Source organism: Lacticaseibacillus parahuelsenbergensis, assembly GCF_030770265.1.
GTDB lineage: Bacteria > Bacillota > Bacilli > Lactobacillales > Lactobacillaceae > Lacticaseibacillus > Lacticaseibacillus casei.
The window spans coordinates 2,567,490-2,589,636 of sequence record NZ_CP132482.1 but is presented as its reverse complement, the minus strand read 5'-3'; the positions used below and the strand labels follow the sequence as shown (position 1 = coordinate 2,589,636).

The window sequence follows — 22,147 nt, the reverse complement described above, 5'->3', positions numbered from 1 at the left end:
ATGCTTTGGGGCGGCTTTTTTGTTGCGATGGCTTGGTCAAAGCATGGCGCAGAAGTTTGCGTGTAAGGGCCTCAAGCCTAAATACCAAAAGACTGAGGTCGTTAGAGTTCTCTGCAGCTTCTCTCAAACGCGTTCACCGGCGCAGGAGCCTGCGTGTAAGGACCTTGGTCGCAATGGCCAAAGACCAGCCATCACGCCCAAGGCCACTTACACTCCGGCTCCTAAGCGCGCCGGTTCACGCTCTCTCCAAACGCGTTCACTGGCGCAGAAGTCTGCGTGTAAGGACCTCAGTCGCAATGGCCAAGACCGGGCCATCACGCCTGAGGCCACTTACACTCCGACTTCTAAACGCGCCAGTTCACGCTCTCATCTTTTTACTCCTTGTTTTTTCCTCTGGGATTCATTAAACTTGTTTATTGAGTGCATGGCGGATGAGTCATGGGCTTGCCTACCAGAAATCGCGTTTTATATTTGAAGCAAAAGATGCAGGTCAGCTTCAGCCTACTTGAAATGAACGACCTTAAGCGAGGATTTAAGTCAAATGGAAAAAATGCTGATCCACGGCGGAAAGAAATTGTCCGGTGAAGTTGTGATCGGCGGTGCGAAGAACAGCACGGTTGCTTTAATTCCGGCTGCAATTTTGTCGCGCACCCCGGTGACACTCGATTCAGTGCCGCACATCCAGGATGTCTATAATTTGATGGCCATTTTGGATGATATGAACGTCAAATCTGATTTTACCGAAAATGTTTTGACGATTGATCCAACAGAAATTCACGATGTACCGTTGCCAAACGGTAAGATTAAGAGTCTGCGCGCTTCCTATTATTTTATGGGGGCGTTATTAGGGCGGTTTGGGAAAGCCATTGTTGGATTGCCTGGTGGCGATGATATCGGTCCGCGGCCGATTGATCAACATATTAAGGGGTTTGAAGCGTTAGGGGCTTCCGTGAGTAATGAACACGGTGCAATGGCGATTAAAGCACCTGCTGAAGGCTTACACGGCGCCCGGATTTTCTTGGATATGGTTTCTGTCGGCGCCACGATTAACGTGATTTTGGCGGCAGTGACGGCGAAAGGCCGCACAGTGATCGAAAATGCTGCCAAAGAGCCGGAAATTATCGACTTAGCGACTTACTTAAACAATATGGGCGCCAAGGTGCGGGGTGCTGGCACGGATGTGATCCGGATCAGCGGTGTGCCGACGCTTGAAGCACATAACTCGCATACCATTATCCCGGATCGCATTGAAGCCGGTACTTATTTGGCCATGGCCGCAGCGGTTGGCGAAGGCGTGAAAGTTAAGAACATCATTTCGGAGCATTTAGATGCCTTTTTGGCTAAGCTGGAGGAAATGGGTGTCGTCATGGACGTGGGCGAGGATAGTATTTTCGTCTATCCGTCAGGCGATTTGAAAATGGTTCAAATCAAAACGATGCCCTATCCCGGCTTTGCGACCGACTTGCAACAGCCAATTACACCATTGATGTTGAAAGCACATGGCGAAGGACTCATCATTGATACGATTTACCCTAAGCGTGTCCGCCATATCCCGGAATTATTGCGGATGGGCGCGGACATTACGATTGAAAATGATGTGATCATCCTGCATCATTGCGATCATCTGCAAGGAACCGAGGTCGCGGCTGAGGAAATTCGCGCCGGCGCCTGTCTCATGATTGCCGGGTTGATGGCTGAAGGGACAACGACGATCACCAAGGTCGATAATATCCTGCGCGGCTATGATCGAGTCGTGATGAAACTGCGTGGTTTAGGCGCGGATGTCGAATTGGTTGATTGAGATTGCGTTTATAGGTTGCGCGTGATAGACTATTAGAGTTGTAGTCATAGTATCTCTAGATCAGGCAATGATTTAGGGCAAAAGGAGTAATTGATTATGAAGCAAGGCATCCATCCAGATTATCATCCAGTTGTTTTCATGGATTCAGCAACTGGCTTTAAATTTATTTCCGGCTCCACCAAGACTTCCAAAGAAACCATCAAGTGGGAAGACGGCAAAGAATACCCATTGGTTCGGGTAGAAATTTCGTCTGATTCTCATCCGTTCTACACCGGCAAGCAGAAGTTCACGCAGGCCGATGGGCGGGTTGATCGCTTCAACAAGAAATACGGCTTGGATAAGAAATAATAACAAAAAGCAGTCCGCTTGGGCTGCTTTTTTGTTAGCCATAACTTATAATAATATAAGTCGATTTATTAATTAAAGGGATAACTTGTCGAAAATGGAATCACGGAGTCGTTAAGAAGTTGTTATACTGATGTCAATGAGGCGGAGGTATTTCTGCCTTAGGCTTACACATTAACTTACACTCCCAAAAAAGTTCCCCCAAACTTTTCCACCGTTATGGTGGTTTTTTTATTGGAAAAAATGGCGCCAACCCATGTCTGGTCTTGTGCTAGCGGTGCCTCGGGCTGCCAATATTAGTAAGCAATAATAAAAAGCAGCCAGACTTGGCCACTTTCGATTTTGTCTTCTTAGACTTATTTGGCGTTGGGAATGACGTGCTCGATCAAGTCCTCGACTTCAGGACCCGAGAGAATTTGTTGTTCTAGCTTGAGGTTTTGAACGACTTTGCCATCGTGAATAATAATGAGATAAGAATCTTTATATCCGTCATTCAGATAAATAAACGTAATGCCGGCTGCTACAACGACTTGCGCCGATGCGGCACCGCCCATAATCGGGTCAGCATCCGCATCGCTGTAAAAACTAATCGTGCGATCAGGGTCGGGATCATTTAGCAGCGTGAGTTCGAATTCGAGCTTGGTTGCAGTGTGATCGGTGTCAAAATTTGCGTCATGCGTTAAATCATTGACATAATAAGGGAAGGCAAACGCTTGGGCGACTTCTTTGACGACGGACTGACTCATGGCGACCAGTTGATCTTCAGGCAACGTTTTGATTGGCATGGGACCACCTCCTAAAACTGAGTCTACACCAAGCGCTTACAAAAATATAATAATTGCATCGGTGCCTGGAACCCTTGAGGAAAAGAGGAAACGTCATGACTAAACGATCGAATTTTTTATATTGGTTAAATATTGGTGGCGATCTGCTTTACCTGCTGATTGTCGGCGGGCTTTTCATAAGTGGGCGGCCATTATTCCATGGACAGGCAATGTTGCTGGCCCAAGTTGCGTCAGGAATCTTAATTGTCAGTCTGCCTAGGTTAATGGAACACTGGTGGCATTTTCGCTTTCCGCCGCTTTTGATTTACTTATTTGAAATCTTTATTTTGTTGAGCGTTTTGTTAGGCACGGGGTTGCAGTGCTACAGCGTGCCATATTGGGACAAGTTTGAGCATCTCTTCAGTGCAGCCATGTTAGCCGGATTGGGCTTTGCCATTTTTGCTGCGTTAACGCCCGCAAAACGGTTAGCGACGACGAGCCCGTTGTTGATGGCGTTATTTGCACTCGCATTTGGTACGACCATCGGCGTTTTGTGGGAATTTTACGAATTTACGTTTGACGGCTTGCTGGGCATGAATATGCAACGGTATATGGCTGCAGGCGGCGTGTTGCTGCGCGGTCGGGCCGCGTTGATGGATACCATGGGCGATTTGTTCATGGACTTCTTTGGCTCGCTAGGCTTGGCTTTGTTTGGGTATTTTGGGATTAAACGCGACTTGCGGTGGTTAGATACGTTTACATTCCAACCTGAAGATCGCGGCACGCGAAATGAGGGGAAATAACTCAGGACAACAATTTTCGCAATTCGATTGTTGTATTCGGCGTCAGAAAGTTTGGCTGATAACGGCTAAGAAAATGATATTCTTCGGCAGCGGCCTGACGTTTCGCTAAGTCAGCCGAAGTTGCCAGCCAAATGAGCCACGGGCCAATTTCCGCGCCGGTCATGAACGTCCGCGCATGGTCGAATAAAGCCGGCCAGTCATCGGCGGTAGCAATGACCGCCATGTGGCCAAAAACTTGCGGATCGACTGGCAGTTCCGGTAGACGGATCGGATGTGGCTGCAATTGTTTAAGAAACGTATCAAAATCTGGCGCGATCGTGAGCCATTGGTCGACTTCGGTATCAATGTAGCGAATCCGTCGCGGGTCATGACTTAAATCAAAGCCAAAATATTGATGACCAGTGTGGGCAAACGGCAAAAAGTCCGCCGGTAGATCGTCTGCGGTGATGGCGGCTCCCGGTGTTGCGAAGGCGTGAATGCCAACACCGTCCAAGCCATCACTGGTCGGCTCAGAAGTTGGCAGCCACCATCTTTTTGGCAGGCAGCCGGTTTTAATTGTGGAAAAATAAGTCGAAGGTATGAGGTCAGTATGTGGAACTGTTGGTAAATTAGGTTGTGGGATCTTGTTTGGCCAGGGTAACATACGCAGAACTCCTTTTTTGATTGAAGGGTCAAGATTGCCGCTGAAAGTCGTATAATGGTTGTGGGAGTTATAAGGGGTTTTAATCATGCGAAACGCAATGATTTATGTTCATCACGAACCGTTGGCACATTTATTTTTGACTTATGGTATTTCGGCAAGTGATTTGCTGAACAGTCAGCAAAAAATCCCAAATCATCTGCTGTTATTGCCACCGGTTAACGAACAGGAACAGATTGATCCGCATACTTGGTTTAATATTATCAACGGACGGGATCAAGTGCGCGAGTTTCTGCGGAGTAAAGAGGGTCAAACACGGTGTTGGTTAGATTATGCCCGTCCGCGTTTTTTGCAGGAACTGACCCCTAACGAGATTGCAGAACTGCTATACTTAGGACATGTCAAAACGCATCTCAGTTCACCTTTTTATTATAAACTACAAAATGAATTGGTTTACTTGCCGTTGCGTAATGGCATGGTGAACATGTATTTGCGGCATGAGGCGTTGTTCGAAGCCTTTTTGGCCGCAGCAATTAACAAATATTTGCGACGCATTGCCAACGAGCAACCATTTTGGTTACGGTTGCGGCAACAGCACTTTTCACCTTTGTCAGATGAAGCCTATACCCAGCTGTTTCCATTAATGGAGGATGGGGTGCTTTTTGATTTTCGCAATGTGCGGTTTTCCCGTGAACAAATCAGAATTCCGTTACTGGAGCCAAGCAATCGGTTTATCCCAGATAGCGCGTTTCCTGACAATGCCGTTCGGAAGCTTGGCAAACTGGTTTTGATGCGTCAGAAAAATCAGTGGCAGATGGTGCCGACTGAAACTGCCAAAAAAGCGTAACTTTAAGAAACTGCCTGCAAAAGGGCAGTTTCCTGCTTATAATGAATATGTTTGACTGGAAAAGGGTTGATGTGGCCTTTTTTCTGTATGTTGAAACGCGTTCGCTGGCGCAGGAGTCTGCGTGTAAGGACCTCGGTCGCAATGGCCAAGATCAGGCCATCACGACCGAGGCCACTTACACTCCGGCTTCTAAGCGCGCCGGTTCACGCTCTGTTGAAAACGCGTTCGCTGGGCCAGAAACCTGCACATAAGGACCTTGGTCGCAATGGCCAAGGTCGGGCCATTACGCCCAAGGCCGCTTATGCTCCGGTTTCTAACCGGCCCAGCTCACGCTCTACGTTTAAGAATTGGAGTCGAGTTAATGATGAAAATGACATTGGCAGAGATTGCGCGTGTCGTTAAAGCCCAACCGCTTTCTGAGGCGGATGGTTCGCGCGTGGTTACCGGACTAACCTTTGATTCGCGTCGATTGAAGCCAGGGATGTTATTTGTTCCCTTACAAGGTGAACGTGATGGTCACGAGTTTATTCCGGCTGCCGCTGCTGCGGGGGCAGTGGCGACGTTTGTTGCGGCGGATCATGCACCGATCGAGACCAAACTGCCAGCCTTGGTTGTTCCGGATCCGTTGGCGGCCATGCAACAGCTGGCCCAGTATTACTTGTTGATGAAGGTCAATCCCAAGGTCGTTGCCATTACCGGCAGCAATGGGAAAACAACGACCAAAGATATGACCGCAGCGATTTTGGCGACGCAATATCATGTTGTGAAAACGCCAGACAATTATAATAACGAAATTGGCGTACCGATGACGATTTTGAGTATGGAACCCAATACCGAGGTGCTGGTCCTTGAGATGGGCATGGATCATCCGGGCCAATTGCACGCGTTGTCCTCCTTAGCCGAACCGGATGTTGCGGTCATCACTATGATTGGCGAAGCGCATATCGAGTTTTTCAAAACCCGCGCTAAAATTGCCGATGCCAAAATGGAAATCACCGATGGACTGAAAGAAGACGGTACTTTTATCTATAACGGGGATGAGCCATTGCTTATGGAACGTGCCAAAAAGATTACTCAAAAGCAGGAGACTTTTGGGTTGCATCCGGAAAACACCTTGTTTGCACATTCCATTAACGGCCATCGCAATCATACCGAGTTTACGGTAGAACAATGGCCGGATCTGACTTTCTCGATTCCGATTATGGGTGAATATAACGTGGTGAATGCATTGGCGGCGTTGTTAGTTGGCCGACAATTTCATGTTAAGCCCGAGGTCATGCAAAAGGCACTCGCGCATTTTCAGGTGACTGCCAATCGGACGCAGTGGCTGATCGGTGATGCTGGCGAACAAATTCTCAGTGATGTTTATAACGCCAATCCAACGGCGATGCGGGCGGTGATCCGCGACTTTAGTGAATTTACGGCAACCGGCCGCCACATCGCAGTGTTAGGCGACATGCTGGAACTTGGCGATCAAAGCCAGGCGCTGCATGCAGGCTTGGCCGATGCCCTTGATCCTCATGAAGTACAAGTTGTCTATCTATATGGGTCGGAGATGCACGCACTGGCCGATGCTTTGGCCGACAAGTATTCACCCGATAACCTGCATTATTACCCGCTATCAGCCAAAGATCAGATGATTCGCGATTTGCAAAATGACGTCGGCCATGACGACATGGTGCTGTTAAAGGCAAGTCACGGCTTGCATCTGGAAACGGTTTTGGCCGCGCTGATCGCTGGGGGTCATGCCTGACACGGGTGCGTTTTCTAAATGAAAATTTAATTGCATTGAACAAAGGCGAACAGCAGCTAATGTGTTCGTCTTTTATTATCTTGTAAATTTTCATAAAATAAACAGTCATACCTCAGTATCAAAGCGCTATCATCGCGACACCGCCGCGTTTGGTCGGAAATTGTAAGTCCATTACCGCCACAATTCTGCAGTGACACTTGTTCTTGTTTTTCAATTGTGAACGTGCTATTGTTGTTGAGATATGTTTTTTTGTCATTTACTGAAAATGCACGTGATGCCCGCGGATTCCTTGAAAACACGCTTGGGTAAACGCGTGCAGGAATTCTCAAGGAGGAACTCATTTGAAGTTTAAAGAACTAGGTTTGGATCATGATCTCTTAAAGGCAATCGCACAGTCAGGTTTTGAAGAAGCGACCCCGATTCAAGCAGAGACGATCCCACTGGTTCTGGAAGGCAAAGATGTGATCGGTCAAGCACAGACCGGTACCGGGAAAACGGCAGCATTTGGTTTGCCGATTCTGCAACACATCGATAAAGCTGACCGGAGTATCCAAGCACTGGTCATTTCCCCAACCCGGGAATTGGCGATTCAGACCCAAGAAGAACTTTATCGTTTAGGTCGCGACAAGAAGATCAAGGTGCAAGCTGTTTATGGTGGCGCTGATATTCGCCGCCAGATTCGTCAGCTTGCTGACCACCCGCAAATCGTGGTTGGAACCCCAGGACGGATTCTTGATCATATCGGGCGTCATACCTTGAAACTGGAACATCTTGATACCTTGGTATTAGATGAAGCCGATGAAATGCTCGATATGGGCTTTATTGACGACATTGAAAAGATTGTTGAACAGATGCCAACAGAACGTCAGACGTTGCTGTTTTCTGCCACCATGCCGGCAGCGATCATGCGCTTGACCAACAAGTTCATGAAGAGCCCGGTTGTTGTTAAGATTAAGGCCAAGGAACTGACGGCTGACACCGTTGAACAATACTATGTTCGCGCAAAAGACTATGAAAAGTTCGATGTAATGACGCGCTTGTTCGACGTTCAGGATCCTGATCTGGCATTGATTTTTGGCCGGACCAAACGCCGCGTTGACGAATTAACCCGCGGCTTGAAGGCACGTGGGTATCGCGCTGAAGGGATTCATGGCGATTTGACGCAGCAAAAGCGCATGAGCGTGTTGCGCCAATTCAAGAGTGGCCAATTGGACTTTTTGGTGGCGACGGATGTTGCGGCGCGTGGATTAGACATTTCCGGCGTGACGCATGTTTATAACTATGACATTCCGCAAGATCCTGATTCATATGTGCATCGTATCGGCCGGACCGGTCGTGCAGGGCACAAAGGGGTTTCGGTAACATTTGTCACACCGAATGAAATTGAATACCTGCACACGATCGAAGACTTGACGAAGAAGCGGATGTTGCCGATGAAGCCGCCTACCGCTGAAGAAGCGTTGATGGGCCAGATTTCCAGCGGCTTATCCACGATCAAAGAACAAGTCGAAGCCAACGACACCGAAAAGTATGAAGCCATGGCGGAAACGCTTTTGGAAAACTATACCCCGCTACAATTGGTTTCTGCCTACCTCAAAGCAGTCAGCCCGGATGATGCCAGTGCGGTTCCGGTCAAAATTACACCAGAACGGCCACTGCCACGTCGCGGTCGCAACAATCATGGTCACGGTAATCGTGGCGGCGGTTATAAAGGCGGTTACAAAGGTAAGCGGCGCGAAGGCGGCTATCAAGGCAACCGTGACGGCCGGCGCAACTATGACAAGAAGCGCAACTTCGGCGACAAACGTAAGAATGTCAAACGTAACTTCAAAATTCGTTCAGGCGAATAAGCTTTCACGAGTCAAAGTTCCTAACACGAAAATTGACGGTTAAAATAAAACAGGCACCGGGGCTGATATCGTCTCGGTGCTTTTTTAATGGAAAGAAAGTTGGTTTTCTTCATGGCGACATGTAGCGCCGGAGGGACAGATTATTTGTAGCTAAACAAACAGATGTAGCAGGCAATTTGCCGAACATGGCCGATTTTTAATCAAAGCATGCTAAAATGACTTTATCAAATGTATTGGAGGCCAAGTATGATTTATGGCATCGGGGTTGATGTGACAGATTTAGACCGAATTCAAGCCGCTCAGGAAAAGAACCATGGATTCGCCGCGAAGATTCTGACACCCGTAGAATTAGCAAACTATCAACAATTGGATGGCCGCCGTGCTGTTGAGTATCTTTCTGGCCGGTTTTCGGCTAAGGAATCTTATTCCAAAGCTTTTGGCACTGGATTGGGCAAAGTCGCATTGCAGGACGTTGAAATTCTGAATAACGAACTTGGCAAGCCGATTCTGACGAAACACCCATTTGCCGGCAATGCATTTGTTTCCATTTCCCATAGTGAGACTTTGGTGTTCACCGAGGTAATTTTAGAAAAAGAAGGTCCTGAACGTGACGATCGGTAACTTCCGACCAGCAACAGTTTTGATTGATGAAACAGCTATTTTGCATAATGTCCAGCATGAGGTGGCGCGGTTAAAAAAGAAGACCCAACTTTTTGCCGTTGTCAAAGCCGATGCTTATGGTCATGGTATGTTACGGGTAGCACGGGTTGCGAAGGCTGCTGGCGCAAGCGGCTTTTGTGTGGCGCTGCTTGACGAAGCGTTAGATTTACGAGATGCGAATTTTGTCGAGCCAATTCTGGTTTTAGGCATTGTGCCAAGCCAGCACGCTGCGGTTGCTGCGGCACAAACGATTTCGTTACCGATTAGCAGTGTCGAATGGCTCGAGCAGGCGTTACCGGTGTTGGAAGCCCAACCGGAGTTGCCGCCTTTACGCATTCATCTTGCGTTGGATACCGGCATGGGGCGGATTGGCTTTACGGAAGATCAGGCACTTTTGGATGCCCTTAAGTTCATTCAGGCGCATCCGAAGCAATTTATGGTTGAGGGCATTTTCACCCATTTTGCCACAGCTGACGATCCAGATGATGCTTACTTCAAACAGCAAGTGGCCAAGTTTAACCATATGGTGGACTTATTGCCAACCCGGCCCCGGTACGTGCACGTCTCGAACTCGGCGACCAGTCTGTGGCATGCAGCATGTAATGGCAACATGATTCGCTATGGTGTGGCGATTTATGGCCTGAACCCATCTGGTGATGCGATTCCGACAACACCTTTCCCGCTGGAACCTGCCTTGTCACTGGAAAGTGAATTGACTTACTGCAAGCAGGTTCATGCCGGTGACGGTATTTCCTATGGTGTCACCTATCGCGCTAAAGGTGACGAGTTTATCGGTACCGTTCCAATTGGGTATGCTGATGGATGGCTGCGGCGGCTGCAAGGGTTCCATGTGTTGGTTGATGGCCATGCCTGCGAGATTGTTGGCCGAATTTGCATGGATCAGTTCATGATTCGTCTACCAAAAGCCTATCCGGCAGGCACCAAAGTCGTCTTAATCGGGCAAAGCGGCGATCAGGAAATCACGCTCTTAGATGTCGCCAAGTATAGCGACACGATTCATTACGAAATTGCCTGCAATTTGACGCCGCGGTTAAAACGGCAAAGCATCAATCCGATCGGCAAATAACAAGGCAGTTTTTCAGATGATTGGCTAAGTGCGGTAGCTCCTGAATCGATTTTGTGATAAAGTAGCAACATGAACTTGGGAAGTTGGAGGAAGTTGTCATGAAGAAGCAAACGTCAGTAACGGTAACGTTTGATGCTGCTATTAAGGCGCGGTTAGATGCCTATTGTGAGTTGAATGACACGGATACTCAAGATGTGATCACAACAGCAGTGGCTAAATTTTTGCAGTCACAAGCACCCGATATCAACCAGCTGATTTCCGGCTATGTTGCCATGGGACAGATCAATACAGAGATCAGTCATGCTTTCTCCGCCTGCGAAAGTGAGGCATACGCCCATATTCGATAAGCAACGAGGGGGCAAAAGCATGGATGTAACCGTAAAACGCGGAGATGTCTTCTTCGCCGATTTATCGCCGGTTGTCGGATCCGAACAGGGTGGCAATCGACCTGTACTTATTATTCAAAACAACGTTGGCAACCACTATAGTCCTACGGTTATTGTGGCGGCCATTACCTCCAAGATCCAAAAACCCAAGATGCCCACTCATGTTGGCTTACGGGCAAAGCAAGACGGGGTTGAACGTAACTCGGTGATTTTGCTAGAACAGATTCGCACCATCGATAAGCAGCGATTACAGGCGCGCGTGACAGCTTTATCAAGCGCAAAAATGGCGGCCGTTGATCGTGCGTTGGCAATTTCAGTAGGGCTCGTTAGTTTGCCCAAACCAAAAACATACAATAAAAATTAACGCAATATTTTGGCAAAAAGCCGCACCCACCTCAGTGATAAATTGACTGAGATGGGTGCGGCTTTAGGTTTATTCGACAACAACTGGCGTACCAGTTGGGACGGTTTCGAAAATCCACTTGGCATCCGGAATACTGAGGCGTACACAGCCATGTGAACCGGGTTTCTGGCCCAACTTTGCCGCTTCAGATTCAATATATTGACCGTTGACGTCAGTCGGCACGGTGTGGAATAAGTAGGTCCCGTGTAAGTAAAAGCTCGTGTAATAATGCGCGCCCATTTGTTCTTCAGGATTGAAAAAGTCATAGCCGCGTTCAGACTGAATCTTAAAGTGCCCATGCGGTGTCGAGTCGTCGATACCAGTTGAAGCATACATGGTGTAAAGGGTTTTAGCACCATCTTTAACAAATACCCGTTGCTTGTTCAAACTGACAACCAAGGAAAGATTAGGGTGTTGCGTCAAGTCAGGATAAGGCTGATTTTCGGAGGGAGCTTGCCAGTCGATTTTCTTTGTCACGTTGAGCGCAACTTTGCTAGTAGGCTGATGTGAAGACTGGTTAACCTTGGCGAGTGTTGTTCCGGTGCGAAAAATGGTGGCAGCAGGAACCGGTTTTTCTACTTGTTGGCCGGTGATGATGGTCACCAAACATACTGGTACCAAGACAGCGAAGAAAAACAGCTGTTTGCGAAATTTAGGTTTGAAATGATGGCTACGAAGGAAACGAATAGTGAAGACGATTCGATCCCAAAAATGCGTCAGAGTTTTCATGCGAGGTTTTCCTCCCCGTGTGACGATCATTAGATCTGGTTACTTATGCCAACGTATTATAAAGGATCTGAACTGCTTAAACCAGTAAATCGAATTGACGCCAACGCTAATAGGCGATATAAGCAGCAATGAACGCCCACCATAACGCGTTCACCAGCTTCTGACCGCGCCAGTTCACGCTCACCATATAAAAAAGCTCGACAGTAGTCATAACGTTGCCGAGCTTTTTAAAATCGGATTACAATTCTTCGTCTACCCGAATCGGCTGTCCGGATTGCAGATCGTCGATTTCAACTACGCGGAAACTCTTTTTCTCTAAGCGTGAGACGATTTCGTTGAGCGTATTTTCATCGGTCCCTGCAGGCAACGTGAACAAGGTTCGGCGGACGAATTCGTCGCGTTTGGCATCCAAGGTGATACAGCCGGAAATGGACACATACTTAGCCAAAATCTTGCTCATTTTTGCCAAGTCGCCGCGTTCACCGGTGGACATCACAGTCAGAACATAGGAGCCAACGTCAACGTTCCAAGCTTCAGACAGCATCCCAAGCAATTTGGCATGCGTGAGGATCCCGTAAAAGTTGGCATTTTCATCCAAGACCGCAATGTAAGGCAGATCCTTGATGTTGAAGAAGACTTTGAAGAATGGGGCATTCACCGGAATCGTCTTGGTTGCATTCTTCAGCAGATAAGTAACCGGCAGACTCATATCGCCGCCTTGGGACTTATGGCGATAGATATGCATCTTGTAAATATTGCCGCGGAAGATCGTGCCGCTTTCATCCAAGATCGGCACACAACGAAAGCCGGAGTCTTCAAGGATCTTCAATGCTTCTTCAAGGGTGACTGTTTCCTTGACAGTGGTCAGGAATTCCTTTTTTAATACTAACGACTTAATTAACATTCGTTTTCCTCCATCAAAGGTGCACACTTTATTAAAATGTTCTAATCTTGTCCTATGATACCATAGTTTTTTGACGGTGTAACGGTCTTTCCGGGTAAAAAGTCAGCGCCGGATATTGCTTAGCAGTTGGGTACAAAAAATCGGCTCAAGGGACGGGTTCGCCTTATGAGCCGATTTCTTGTTGGTTAAGATGTTACTGACTGAAAACTAATAAACGATAACCGGCGTTCCTTCATCAACTGCGGCATATAACTTGGCCATGAAATCAGGCGGGTTATTGACACAGCCATGGGAGCCGTGTTCTTTGTACCAGTCGCCGCCGTATTTAGGTTGCCATGGGCTGTCGTGAAGACCGACACCCGTGTAATCGATGGGCATCCAGTAAGAAACCGGGCTGGCATAGGAGCTACCATCATCGTTTTTGCCGCGCAACGTTGCATTGCGTTGCTTCGACCAAACGTAGAAGACACCCGATGGCGTTTCCTGGCTCGGCTTACCGGTTACAATATCGGAATCCATGACGACTTTGCCATCCTTAATGAACCATTCGTGTTGTTTCTCTTTTGAAACTTCAACGTAGGTATTGCCGATGTCACCGTCAGTCGCATAACCAGAACCGCTGTGGATGATTTCTTTGTTAAGATCCTGTCCGGCTTTGACACTGGCAAGGATCATCGCTGCAGTGGCGCTGACATTAATGCTCCAGCCATACGTACCAGCGGGAACCGAAACCGTCCCTTGCTGTTGCGAGTTAAACTGCCGGGTCTTATTAATGGTGCTGTACTGCTGTGATAGCGTTGAGACATAATTGGTGATGGCCTGACTGGAGACTGTTGCCTTGCCGTTGTCGTTGGTAACCCAGCTCATCACGGTTGCTTGAGGAACTGTGACGGTCTTGGACTGAATCTGCAAGGATACTTTGGTTCCGGCAAGCTTATTCATATCCCGTTCTGTCGTTTGCAGACTACTGTCAGACGCCTTAACGGTCGGCTTTTTGTACGTATCCGTTAAATTAACGGTTTGCCGATGATTATCCAAGGCGGTCGTCACCGTTTTAGCAAGTTTATCAGCGTCAATCTGATTACCGTTGACTTCTTTTTGAATCTTGAACTGGGTGCCATCTGCAACGAGTTTGGCATTGACCGGTTCTTGGCGTCCTTGGTTCAGTTTATTGGCAGTGGTGTCCGCAAACTGTTTTAGGGCAACACTGTTAATCGAAGGATCCTCATCAGCATGAGCCTTTTGACCCGCAAAAATCGAAGTGGTCCACAACCACGGATTTTGCTTATTCAGTGCCTGATTGAGACCCTTTTTGAAATCCTGGCTTAAGCCCAGGGCGCGGCCTTTGACCTTCATGACTTTTTTATTGCCTTCAACAAACGTATATTGGCGCTCATTGAACTGTTGTACCAGCTTCTTATTGGCCGCATTAACCGATTGACCAGACACATCAATTCCCAGAATTTCCGTGTTAGGCAAAAAATGATCGCGATAGTGCATGCTCCGGACGATATAAAATCCGCCTAGAAGAACGACTAGCGCGCCGACAACGAGGAGCCACCGTTTATTCTTATTCACTGATCGCTGCCTCCTGCTCCTTGTTTGTTCCTGTTTCGTAGCAAGCACTTCCTCAAAAAAATGACATTGTTCTTGCCCATTATAAGGTAACAAGCCCAGAATTAAAAGCGGTACGCCTCGTTCAGCTATAGGCATTTCGGGTGTGTTAACCATTAGCGGAGCGGCATCTGACAACTTTAAAAAAACATTATACTTTCAGGATGCTGCCAAGCGAGAGAAATGTGCTAAAGTCCCTAATCATTTTCGAGATTAAAAAAAGAACAACCAGGCAGTTGCCCAGCTGTTCTATAGTCAGCCATGATGACGATTACTGACGGGTTTCGATGTCGTTCTTGGCGAAGGCATCGGTCAGAACCTTCTTCAATTGTGAAGCAGATTTCTGCATGGATTCCTCTTCGTGGTCGGTCAATGGGATTTCCAGAATGTTCTGGATACCATTGCGGTTGATCACAGCTGGGGTACCGATGTAGATGTCGTTCAAGCCATATTGACCATCCATGTAAACGGACAGTGGCAGAACAGCATTTTCATCGTTCAGGATAGCCTTGGAGATACGTGCCAAAGCAGTTGCGATACCATAGAAGGTTGCGCCCTTGAGTTTGATGATTTCGTAAGCAGCGTCACGAACGTCTTCAAACATCTTAACAAGCTTGTCTTCCTTGATTTCCGGATGTGCTTTAACCCATTCGGCGATGGTAACGCCACCGATGTTAGCGTGTGACCATACAGGGAATTCAGTGTCACCATGCTCACCCATGATGTAAGCGTGGACCGAACGTGCATCAACGTTAACCATTTCAGCAATGGACTGACGGAAACGCGCGGTGTCCAATGAAGTACCTGAACCAACAACGCGGTTCTTCGGGAAGCCGGAAAGCTTCCAAGTTGCATAGGTCAAGATATCAACTGGGTTGGCAGCAACCAAGAAGATACCGTTAAAGCCGGAATCCACAATCGGATCAACAATGGACTTCAAGATCTTCAAGTTCTTGTTAACCAGATCCAAGCGGGTTTCGCCTGGCTTCTGAGGAGCACCAGCAGTGATAACAACCAGATCAGCATCCTTGGCATCGCTGTATTCAGCTGAATAAATCTTCTTTGGGCTGGTGAATGGCAGCGCGTTGCTTAAGTCAATCGCGTCACCCTTCGTCTTGTCCTTAAAAATGTCAACGATCCCGATTTCTTGTGCAATACCTTGCAATACCATTGCATAGGCATAACTTGAACCAACGGCGCCGTCACCAACGAGAATAACTTTTTGGTGATCCTTATCCGTAATACTTGCCACGGTGATATCATCCTTTCTTATGTGCATGCAAACTGCATTTCATTGTGAGTATAACACATTATCAATTCGCCGAAACAAAATTGACAGACTTTTTCATAATTTTGCCATGGTTAAAAAGTCGCGCTCAGCCTTACAATAGCAAGGCTTGTGAATCCTGTGACAAGCTCGCTTTCAGGAACGAAAACGCTTGCATGAGCGATTTTCACGAGGGCCAAAAGCTTAACAGTTCACAAAATGAATGTGCACAGTTAATCAGTCCTGATGTGTTATACTGCATACTAATAGAAATTCACGTCCCAGTATGTGGATGACGGTGTATAGCGAAGTGACACCAAGCGCTTAACCTTGTGATGTTGGTTAGTGTTTGGTGTCCTTCGCTTGGCCTGGTTACGCAAGAATACACACGGTTAGAAAAGCAACTGTAGCTTGTCACTGTTGCCAAAAGGGTGCCAACCACAGGCAACCGGGGTTGTTGAAAAAAGCACTAATTTAAGGAGACAAAATGAAAATGATCGTTGGTCTGGGTAATCCCGGACGAAAATATGCAGGTACCAAACACAACATGGGTTTTATGGTCGTTGACGAACTGGCTAAACGTTTGGGACTCAAACTTGATAAGCTTGAATTTGATGCTGCCACGGCGACTACCCGGATTCATGATGAAAAAGTGTTTTTGGTGAAGCCCCAGACTTATATGAATGCTTCAGGGCGGGCCGTACGCGAACTGATGATGTTTTATCAAATTCGGTTAGACGAAATCCTGGTGGTTCATGATGACATGGATCTGACGCTCGGCAAATTACGGTTGCGGCAACGCGGGTCAGCAGGCGGCCATAACGGGATCAAGGATATTATCAGCGCAACCGGCAGCGATGAATTTTACCGGTTGAAAATCGGTATTCAACACCCTCAGCGCCAGCGGGTTGTTGACTGGGTGCTGACACCCTTTTCCCAAGCCGATCAGCCAACGATCGATGATGCCATTGCCAGAGCAGATGATGCGTTGGAAGACTGGCTGAATGGCATGCCGTTTCCGCAACTGATGAATAAGTTTAATTAAAAGTCGGTGGCTTGATCGTGATCGCACGCGGCTGATTAGGTAAACTTAGTAGAAGAAAGAAGTAGGTGAAGCGATGAATTTGATCGACATGGTGCAGGCAGATCCAGAACTGTCGGCATTATGGCCTAAACTCAAAACCGGCCGTCATTTGGTGACAGGGCTTTCGGGTTCCGCCAAGACGGTCTTTTTTGGCGCGCTCTTGCAACAACGTCAACAACAGCTTCTGATTGTCGAGAATAATCGTTTTCACGCTGACGAATTAGCGGCAGACTTGAGCAGTTTGTTAGGCGATGCGCTGGTTTATGATTTTCCGGTTGAAGACGTGCTGGCTGCCGAAGTTGCAGTGAGCTCACCGGAGACCCGCAATGATCGGATTAATGCACTAACTTTCTTGCAAAGCGGTAAGCCTGGCATTATTGTGACCAGCCTGGCTGGGTACAAGCGTATTTTGCCGGCGCCAGCGGTTTGGGCGGCTAGTGAGCTGGTCATCGATATGGATTCAGAGCTTGAGCCACAAGATGTTGCTAAGCAATTGATTGCGATGGGGTATCGCCGCGATTCACTGGTTAGCGCGCCGGGGCAATTCGCTATTCGCGGTGGCATTATTGATATTTATCCATTAAATCAGGATGATCCGATTCGCATTGAATTATTTGATACGGCCATCGATTCGATTCGTACGTTTGACATTGCCACGCAACGTAGTTTGAAAAAGCTAACGCGCATCGTGATTTCACCGGCGACCGATATGATCGCATCAGATCAGGTACTGAGTGCGACTGGTGAGCGTCTTGTCAAGCAGGCAACGGCTTACAAGGCCAAGGTTAAAGATGCTGATACCAAGCAAGCGATTACCGACGGACTGTTAACCACCGGCCAGCAGTTGCAGGCACTGGAGCGGCCAGAGAATCTGGCTCTGTATGCACCGGAACTTTATCCGGAACATCAGCGCATCACTGACTACCTCACACCGGATGCACTCGTTGCCTTTGACGATTACAGCAGGTTACTGGATAGCGATGCCCATTTAGTCCAGGAAACCGCAGAGTGGTACGCTCAATTGCAAACGGAAGGTCGGCTGCTGCCTAAGACACCTAATCCTAAAATTCAAGAACTCAACCAACACGAACCGCACCCACGGCTGTATTTAAGCCTTTTTCAAAAAGGAATGGGACAATTGCGGCTGGATAGCCTGACCAATGTTCCAAGTCGCAATGTGCAACAGTTCTTTAGTCAGATGCCGTTGCTCAAAACAGAAACCGATCGCTGGGTGAAACAAAAACAAACTGTGGTCTTTCTGATTGCGGACAAAAATCGGCTAGATAAGCTGAGCGGAACGTTGAAAGATTTTGAGATTAGCAACGTTCTGACCGAACCCAATCATTTACTGCCAGGTCAGGTTCAATTGACGGAAGGCAGTTTGAAGAATGGCTTCGAACTGCCGGACATGAAGTTGGTCGTTGTCACCGAGCACGAGTTGTTCAATGCACGGCAGCGACGGCGGGCACGGCACCAAACACTGGCCAATACGGAACGACTGCGCAGCTACAATGAGCTGAAGCCCGGCGATTATGTGGTGCATGTTAACCATGGGATTGGGCAGTATACCGGTATGGAGACGATGGAAGTCGACGGTGTTCACCGCGACTACATCACCATCGTTTACCGCAATAACGATAAGCTCTTTATTCCGGTTGATCAACTAAATCTGGTGCAAAAATATGTCTCCGCTGACGGCAAGGCGCCAAGCGTCAATAAGTTAGGTGGCACCGAATGGCAGAAGACCAAACGCAAAGTGGCGGCCCGCATTGAAGACATTGCGGATGAGTTGATTGATTTATACGCCAAACGTGAAGCAGAAAAGGGCTATGCATTTGGCCCGGATGATGACTTGCAGCAAAAATTTGAAGACGAGTTTCCTTATCCGGAGACGCCGGATCAGTTGCGGTCAGCCAAAGAAATCAAACGCGACATGGAAAAACCGAAGCCAATGGATCGCTTGCTTGTCGGGGATGTCGGCTTTGGTAAAACCGAAGTTGCGTTGCGGGCAGCATTTAAAGCGATTGATTATGGCAAGCAGGTGGCCATTTTGGTGCCCACGACGATTTTGGCGCAGCAACATTTTGACACCATGAAAGAACGCTTTGCCGATTTTCCGATTAAAGTCGGGTTGCTGTCCCGTTTTCAGACGCCGCACCAAAATAAAGAGACCATCAAAGGCTTGAAGAATGGCACGATTGACATTGTCGTCGGGACACACCGGTTGTTGTCAAAAGATGTGGCTTTTCGTGATCTTGGTTTGCTGGTCATCGATGAAGAGCAGCGTTTTGGTGTTAAGCATAAAGAACGCATCAAACAGCTAAAAAGCAACGTAGATGTTTTGACGCTGACGGCGACCCCGATTCCGCGTACCTTGAATATGTCGATGCTGGGCGTGCGCGATCTGAGTGTCATCGAGACACCACCGACCAATCGTTACCCGATCCAGACATTTGTCATGGAGCAAAATCCCGGGGTGATTCGCGAGGCAATTGAACGCGAAATGGAACGCGGCGGCCAAGTCTTTTACCTGCATAATCGGGTGGAAGATATGGAGCGCACGGTGAGTCAGTTGGAAGAGCTGGTGCCAGATGCCAGTATCGGCTACGCGCATGGGCAGATGACCGAAACGCAGCTGGAAAACGTCATTTATGATTTTCTGCACGGTGCCTATGATGTGCTGGTCACAACGACGATCATCGAAACCGGCGTTGATATGCCAAATGCAAATACGTTAATTATCGAAAATGCCGATCATTACGGCTTATCTCAGTTGTATCAACTGCGGGGACGGATCGGTCGTTCGAGTCGGGTAGCGTATGCCTACTTCATGTATCAGCCGATGAAGGTGCTTAATGAGGAGGCGGAAAAACGACTGCAGGCGATTAAAGATTTTACGGAATTAGGCAGTGGCTTCAAAATTGCCATGCGTGACCTGTCGATTCGCGGAGCCGGCAATCTGTTGGGCAAGCAGCAACATGGCTTCATCGATTCGGTTGGTTACGATCTGTACACCCAGATGCTCCAAGAAGCGGTGAATAAACGGCGTGGCATTAAGACGGCACAGAAAACCGATGCCGAAATCGATCTGGGCTTGGAAGCTTATTTGCCGACCGACTATGTGGCTGATTCGCGGCAAAAGATCGAACTGTATAAACGGATTCGTGAAGCCAATAGCGATGAAGCCGAAACGGAAATCAGCGAAGACTTGATTGATCGGTTTGGTGACTATCCGCAGCCGGTGACCAACCTGCTGGCGATCGCGCATCTCAAACGGTTTGCCGACTTGGCATGGGTCAATAGCGTGCAAAAGACGGATCAAAAAATTGCGGTTGTGTTATCGCCGCAAGCAACCACTAAAGCGCAAGGCGAGCCGATTTTTAAGGCGTTGGCCGCAACAACGCTTAAAGCTCAGGTTGCGATTGCTGATGGTAAGCTGACCGTGACGTTGACAATTCCTAAAACCATGCAGGCCGAGACCTGGTTGGCGCAACTGACAGCTTTTATGCAGAGATTGGTGAACGTTGTCAATCCCCAGCCGGAGAAAAAGCCGGCAGCTTAATGCCTTATGATTGGCCAGCAAGGGTTTCGCGAATCGAGCGGTCAGCTGTGACCATGTTAACAGGAGACCACCATGCATAATCAACAAATGAAGTATTTAATGCGCGGTGCATGGATCTTGAGCCTCAGTTCGCTGATTGCCAAGATCCTCAGCGCAGTTTACCGGGTGCCATTTCAGAATATGGTTGGCGACACGGGATTTTACGCCTATCAGCAAATCTACCCTATCTACGGGCTAGGGATGACGTTTGCGTTGTCCGGATTTCCGGTTTATATTTCCAAACTTGTCGCGGAAGCTGACGGTGACGAAGCAAAGTTAACGGTGGCTCACCAGAGCAACGTGATTTTGAACTGGGTTTCGTGGGCGTTGTTTTTGGGGCTTGAATTTTTTGGTCAGGAAATTGCCCGCGCGATGGCTGATCCCGAATTGTTACCGTTAATCCAAATCGTGGCGTTTATGTTCCTGACGATGCCGGTTTTGGCGACGGGACGCGGTTATTTTCAAGGCACTTTTGATATGGTGAAAACGGCCACGAGCCAAGTGGTTGAGCAGATTGTTCGGGTTGGCGTGATTTTACTAGCCGCATGGTGGTTCGTCCAATATCATTGGAGTGTCTACCAGATGGGGGCTATTGCCATGAGCGGGGCCTTTTTTGGCGGCTTGGCAGCAGTGCTGACATTGTGGCGGCCGTATCACCGGATTTTTGGTCGCCGCCGCTTTCGTTTTCCTGGCGTTCAGGCATATGCCCACCTGATTAGTCGCTTCGTCAGGGAAGGCGGCGCGATTACACTGTATGCCGCACTGTTGATTTTGTTACAACTGGTTGACAGCTTCACAGTGACAAAAGGCTTGACCAGTTCCGGTATTGCCATGGCAACGGCCAAAAGTTTAAAAGGGATCTATGACCGTGGCCAACCCCTTGTCCAGCTAGGGCTTGTGGTGGCGGCTTCACTGTCCACAACTTTGCTGCCTAGTCTGACCCAGGCGCGCCAGCTACAGCAACGTCGGCAATTCATTCAACGTGGCGCAGAATTGGTGCATTTTAATTTGGCTTTTGCACTTGCGGCGACTTCCGGGTTGGTTGTTTTGATGCCGGCAATTGATTTATTGCTTTTTGGCGATACCGCCGGCGCATTTGTTTTACAACTGTATGCCATTGCGATTGCCGTTGTTGCCATGATTAATGCGTATAACGCCATCTTGCAGAGCTTGGATCGGTATAAGGGCATTAGCGTGGCGCTGCTGATCGGTATTTTGATCAAGGCCGGGATTAACCAGCCGCTGGTTGCCCGGTTTGGGACGGCCGGCGCCAGTGGTGCGACAATTCTGGCATTGGGCGCGATCCTTTGCTTGATTTATTATGCCGTTCCTGAGACGATCAAGGGCAGAAGTGCGCTGCGGCTGTTTGTGCCAAAATTGCTTGCGGTGACCGGTCTCATGGTGTTGGCGGTTTACCTGGCAGTTGGGTGGATTCCGCTGAGCTCACGGCTGGTTGCGCTTGGTGTTACCTTATTAGGCGTGGTTCTCGGCGTCATCGTCTTTTTACTGACAGGTACCTGGTTCAAACTTTTGACGTTGCGCGAAATGCTTGATCTGCCCGGCGGTAAAAAGTATTTAAAATTTGTACGAAAAATAAAAGCGAGGTAAA

The 22,147-nt window shown here is 48.2% G+C and carries 19 protein-coding genes; 13 read left to right on the top strand and 6 right to left on the bottom strand.

Annotated elements, in window-relative coordinates; translation table 11 throughout:
- Positions 1–541: 541 nt before the first annotated feature.
- Positions 542–1,801, top strand: coding sequence for a UDP-N-acetylglucosamine 1-carboxyvinyltransferase (gene murA / locus LACPH_RS12090; RefSeq protein ID WP_087912850.1), 1,260 nt, complete (start codon positions 542–544; stop codon positions 1,799–1,801).
- Positions 1,802–1,897: 96 nt separating this feature from the next.
- Entirely contained in the window at positions 1,898–2,149 is a 252-nt protein-coding gene (locus LACPH_RS12085) for a type B 50S ribosomal protein L31 (protein ID WP_025013790.1), read from the top strand.
- Positions 2,150–2,502: 353 nt separating this feature from the next.
- Here LACPH_RS12085 and LACPH_RS12080 read toward each other — a convergent pair whose 3' ends face one another.
- Complete coding sequence (locus LACPH_RS12080) at positions 2,503–2,931, bottom strand: hypothetical protein (RefSeq protein WP_274785069.1); 429 nt, start codon at positions 2,929–2,931, stop codon at positions 2,503–2,505.
- 95 nt (positions 2,932–3,026) lie between these two features.
- On the opposite strand from LACPH_RS12080, the gene LACPH_RS12075 reads away from it, so the two are divergent.
- On the top strand, positions 3,027–3,713 hold the full coding sequence (locus tag LACPH_RS12075; protein ID WP_274785068.1) for a DUF2238 domain-containing protein: 687 nt from the start codon (positions 3,027–3,029) through the stop codon (positions 3,711–3,713).
- Between the two features lies 1 nt (position 3,714).
- Here LACPH_RS12075 and LACPH_RS12070 read toward each other — a convergent pair whose 3' ends face one another.
- Complete coding sequence (locus tag LACPH_RS12070; RefSeq protein ID WP_274785067.1) at positions 3,715–4,356, bottom strand: SMI1/KNR4 family protein; 642 nt, start codon at positions 4,354–4,356, stop codon at positions 3,715–3,717.
- Positions 4,357–4,441: 85 nt separating this feature from the next.
- On the opposite strand from LACPH_RS12070, the gene LACPH_RS12065 reads away from it, so the two are divergent.
- The 7 genes from LACPH_RS12065 (at position 4,442) to LACPH_RS12035 (ending at position 11,300) form a co-directional block, all read left to right on the top strand.
- Complete coding sequence (locus LACPH_RS12065; protein WP_274785066.1) at positions 4,442–5,200, top strand: hypothetical protein; 759 nt, start codon at positions 4,442–4,444, stop codon at positions 5,198–5,200.
- Between the two features lie 364 nt (positions 5,201–5,564).
- The gene (locus LACPH_RS12060) at positions 5,565–6,953 is read left to right on the top strand and encodes a UDP-N-acetylmuramoyl-tripeptide--D-alanyl-D-alanine ligase (protein WP_274785223.1); all 1,389 of its coding nucleotides are present in this window, start codon (positions 5,565–5,567) and stop codon (positions 6,951–6,953) included.
- Positions 6,954–7,294: 341 nt separating this feature from the next.
- A complete protein-coding gene (gene cshA, locus LACPH_RS12055; protein WP_274785065.1) occupies positions 7,295–8,803 on the top strand; it encodes a degradosome RNA helicase CshA in 1,509 nt (502 codons plus the stop codon).
- A 246-nt stretch (positions 8,804–9,049) separates the two neighbouring features.
- Positions 9,050–9,424: a holo-ACP synthase gene (acpS, locus tag LACPH_RS12050; RefSeq protein WP_039639939.1), complete on the top strand. Its 375-nt coding sequence runs from the start codon at positions 9,050–9,052 to the stop codon at positions 9,422–9,424.
- On the top strand, positions 9,411–10,550 hold the full coding sequence (alr, locus tag LACPH_RS12045; protein WP_306387036.1) for an alanine racemase: 1,140 nt from the start codon (positions 9,411–9,413) through the stop codon (positions 10,548–10,550). Before acpS ends, alr begins: the two co-directional genes overlap by 14 nt.
- A 98-nt stretch (positions 10,551–10,648) precedes the next feature.
- Positions 10,649–10,897, top strand: coding sequence for an antitoxin (locus LACPH_RS12040; protein WP_010491246.1), 249 nt, complete (start codon positions 10,649–10,651; stop codon positions 10,895–10,897).
- Between the two features lie 19 nt (positions 10,898–10,916).
- Entirely contained in the window at positions 10,917–11,300 is a 384-nt protein-coding gene (locus LACPH_RS12035; protein WP_005686631.1) for a type II toxin-antitoxin system PemK/MazF family toxin, read from the top strand.
- A gap of 69 nt (positions 11,301–11,369) precedes the next feature.
- Here the strand turns inward: LACPH_RS12035 and LACPH_RS12030 are convergent, their stop codons facing one another.
- The 4 genes from LACPH_RS12030 to LACPH_RS12015 form a co-directional block, all read right to left on the bottom strand.
- A complete protein-coding gene (locus LACPH_RS12030; RefSeq protein WP_087912844.1) occupies positions 11,370–12,068 on the bottom strand; it encodes a L,D-transpeptidase in 699 nt (232 codons plus the stop codon).
- Positions 12,069–12,306: 238 nt separating this feature from the next.
- The gene (gene cbpA, locus LACPH_RS12025; protein ID WP_010491258.1) at positions 12,307–12,972 is read right to left on the bottom strand and encodes a cyclic di-AMP binding protein CbpA; all 666 of its coding nucleotides are present in this window, start codon (positions 12,970–12,972) and stop codon (positions 12,307–12,309) included.
- Between the two features lie 207 nt (positions 12,973–13,179).
- The gene (locus LACPH_RS12020) at positions 13,180–14,550 is read right to left on the bottom strand and encodes a L,D-transpeptidase family protein (protein WP_070650653.1); all 1,371 of its coding nucleotides are present in this window, start codon (positions 14,548–14,550) and stop codon (positions 13,180–13,182) included.
- Between the two features lie 307 nt (positions 14,551–14,857).
- On the bottom strand, positions 14,858–15,865 hold the full coding sequence (locus LACPH_RS12015; RefSeq protein ID WP_003662706.1) for an L-lactate dehydrogenase: 1,008 nt from the start codon (positions 15,863–15,865) through the stop codon (positions 14,858–14,860).
- A 475-nt stretch (positions 15,866–16,340) separates the two neighbouring features.
- Between LACPH_RS12015 and pth the strand changes: the two genes are divergently transcribed.
- From pth to LACPH_RS12000, 3 genes are all read left to right on the top strand, one after another.
- A complete protein-coding gene (gene pth, locus LACPH_RS12010; RefSeq protein WP_274785062.1) occupies positions 16,341–16,898 on the top strand; it encodes an aminoacyl-tRNA hydrolase in 558 nt (185 codons plus the stop codon).
- A gap of 73 nt (positions 16,899–16,971) precedes the next feature.
- On the top strand, positions 16,972–20,499 hold the full coding sequence (gene mfd, locus LACPH_RS12005) for a transcription-repair coupling factor (RefSeq protein WP_274785061.1): 3,528 nt from the start codon (positions 16,972–16,974) through the stop codon (positions 20,497–20,499).
- Between the two features lie 72 nt (positions 20,500–20,571).
- Positions 20,572–22,146, top strand: a complete 1,575-nt coding sequence (locus tag LACPH_RS12000) for a putative polysaccharide biosynthesis protein (RefSeq protein ID WP_274785060.1) — start codon at positions 20,572–20,574, stop codon at positions 22,144–22,146.
- Position 22,147 lies beyond the last annotated feature (1 nt).

Bases quoted from the DNA above. Each gene is read 5' to 3' on its own strand.
- murA (WP_087912850.1), top strand. From the start codon at position 542: ATGGAAAAAATGCTGATCCACGGCGGAAAGAAATTGTCCGGTGAAGTT.
- LACPH_RS12085 (WP_025013790.1), top strand. From the start codon at position 1,898: ATGAAGCAAGGCATCCATCCAGATTATCATCCAGTTGTTTTCATGGAT.
- LACPH_RS12080 (WP_274785069.1), bottom strand. From the start codon at position 2,931: ATGCCAATCAAAACGTTGCCTGAAGATCAACTGGTCGCCATGAGTCAG.
- LACPH_RS12075 (WP_274785068.1), top strand. From the start codon at position 3,027: ATGACTAAACGATCGAATTTTTTATATTGGTTAAATATTGGTGGCGAT.
- LACPH_RS12070 (WP_274785067.1), bottom strand. From the start codon at position 4,356: ATGTTACCCTGGCCAAACAAGATCCCACAACCTAATTTACCAACAGTT.
- LACPH_RS12065 (WP_274785066.1), top strand. From the start codon at position 4,442: ATGCGAAACGCAATGATTTATGTTCATCACGAACCGTTGGCACATTTA.
- LACPH_RS12060 (WP_274785223.1), top strand. From the start codon at position 5,565: ATGAAAATGACATTGGCAGAGATTGCGCGTGTCGTTAAAGCCCAACCG.
- acpS (WP_039639939.1), top strand. From the start codon at position 9,050: ATGATTTATGGCATCGGGGTTGATGTGACAGATTTAGACCGAATTCAA.
- LACPH_RS12040 (WP_010491246.1), top strand. From the start codon at position 10,649: ATGAAGAAGCAAACGTCAGTAACGGTAACGTTTGATGCTGCTATTAAG.
- LACPH_RS12035 (WP_005686631.1), top strand. From the start codon at position 10,917: ATGGATGTAACCGTAAAACGCGGAGATGTCTTCTTCGCCGATTTATCG.
- LACPH_RS12030 (WP_087912844.1), bottom strand. From the start codon at position 12,068: ATGAAAACTCTGACGCATTTTTGGGATCGAATCGTCTTCACTATTCGT.
- cbpA (WP_010491258.1), bottom strand. From the start codon at position 12,972: ATGTTAATTAAGTCGTTAGTATTAAAAAAGGAATTCCTGACCACTGTC.
- LACPH_RS12015 (WP_003662706.1), bottom strand. From the start codon at position 15,865: ATGCACATAAGAAAGGATGATATCACCGTGGCAAGTATTACGGATAAG.
- pth (WP_274785062.1), top strand. From the start codon at position 16,341: ATGAAAATGATCGTTGGTCTGGGTAATCCCGGACGAAAATATGCAGGT.
- mfd (WP_274785061.1), top strand. From the start codon at position 16,972: ATGAATTTGATCGACATGGTGCAGGCAGATCCAGAACTGTCGGCATTA.
- LACPH_RS12000 (WP_274785060.1), top strand. From the start codon at position 20,572: ATGCATAATCAACAAATGAAGTATTTAATGCGCGGTGCATGGATCTTG.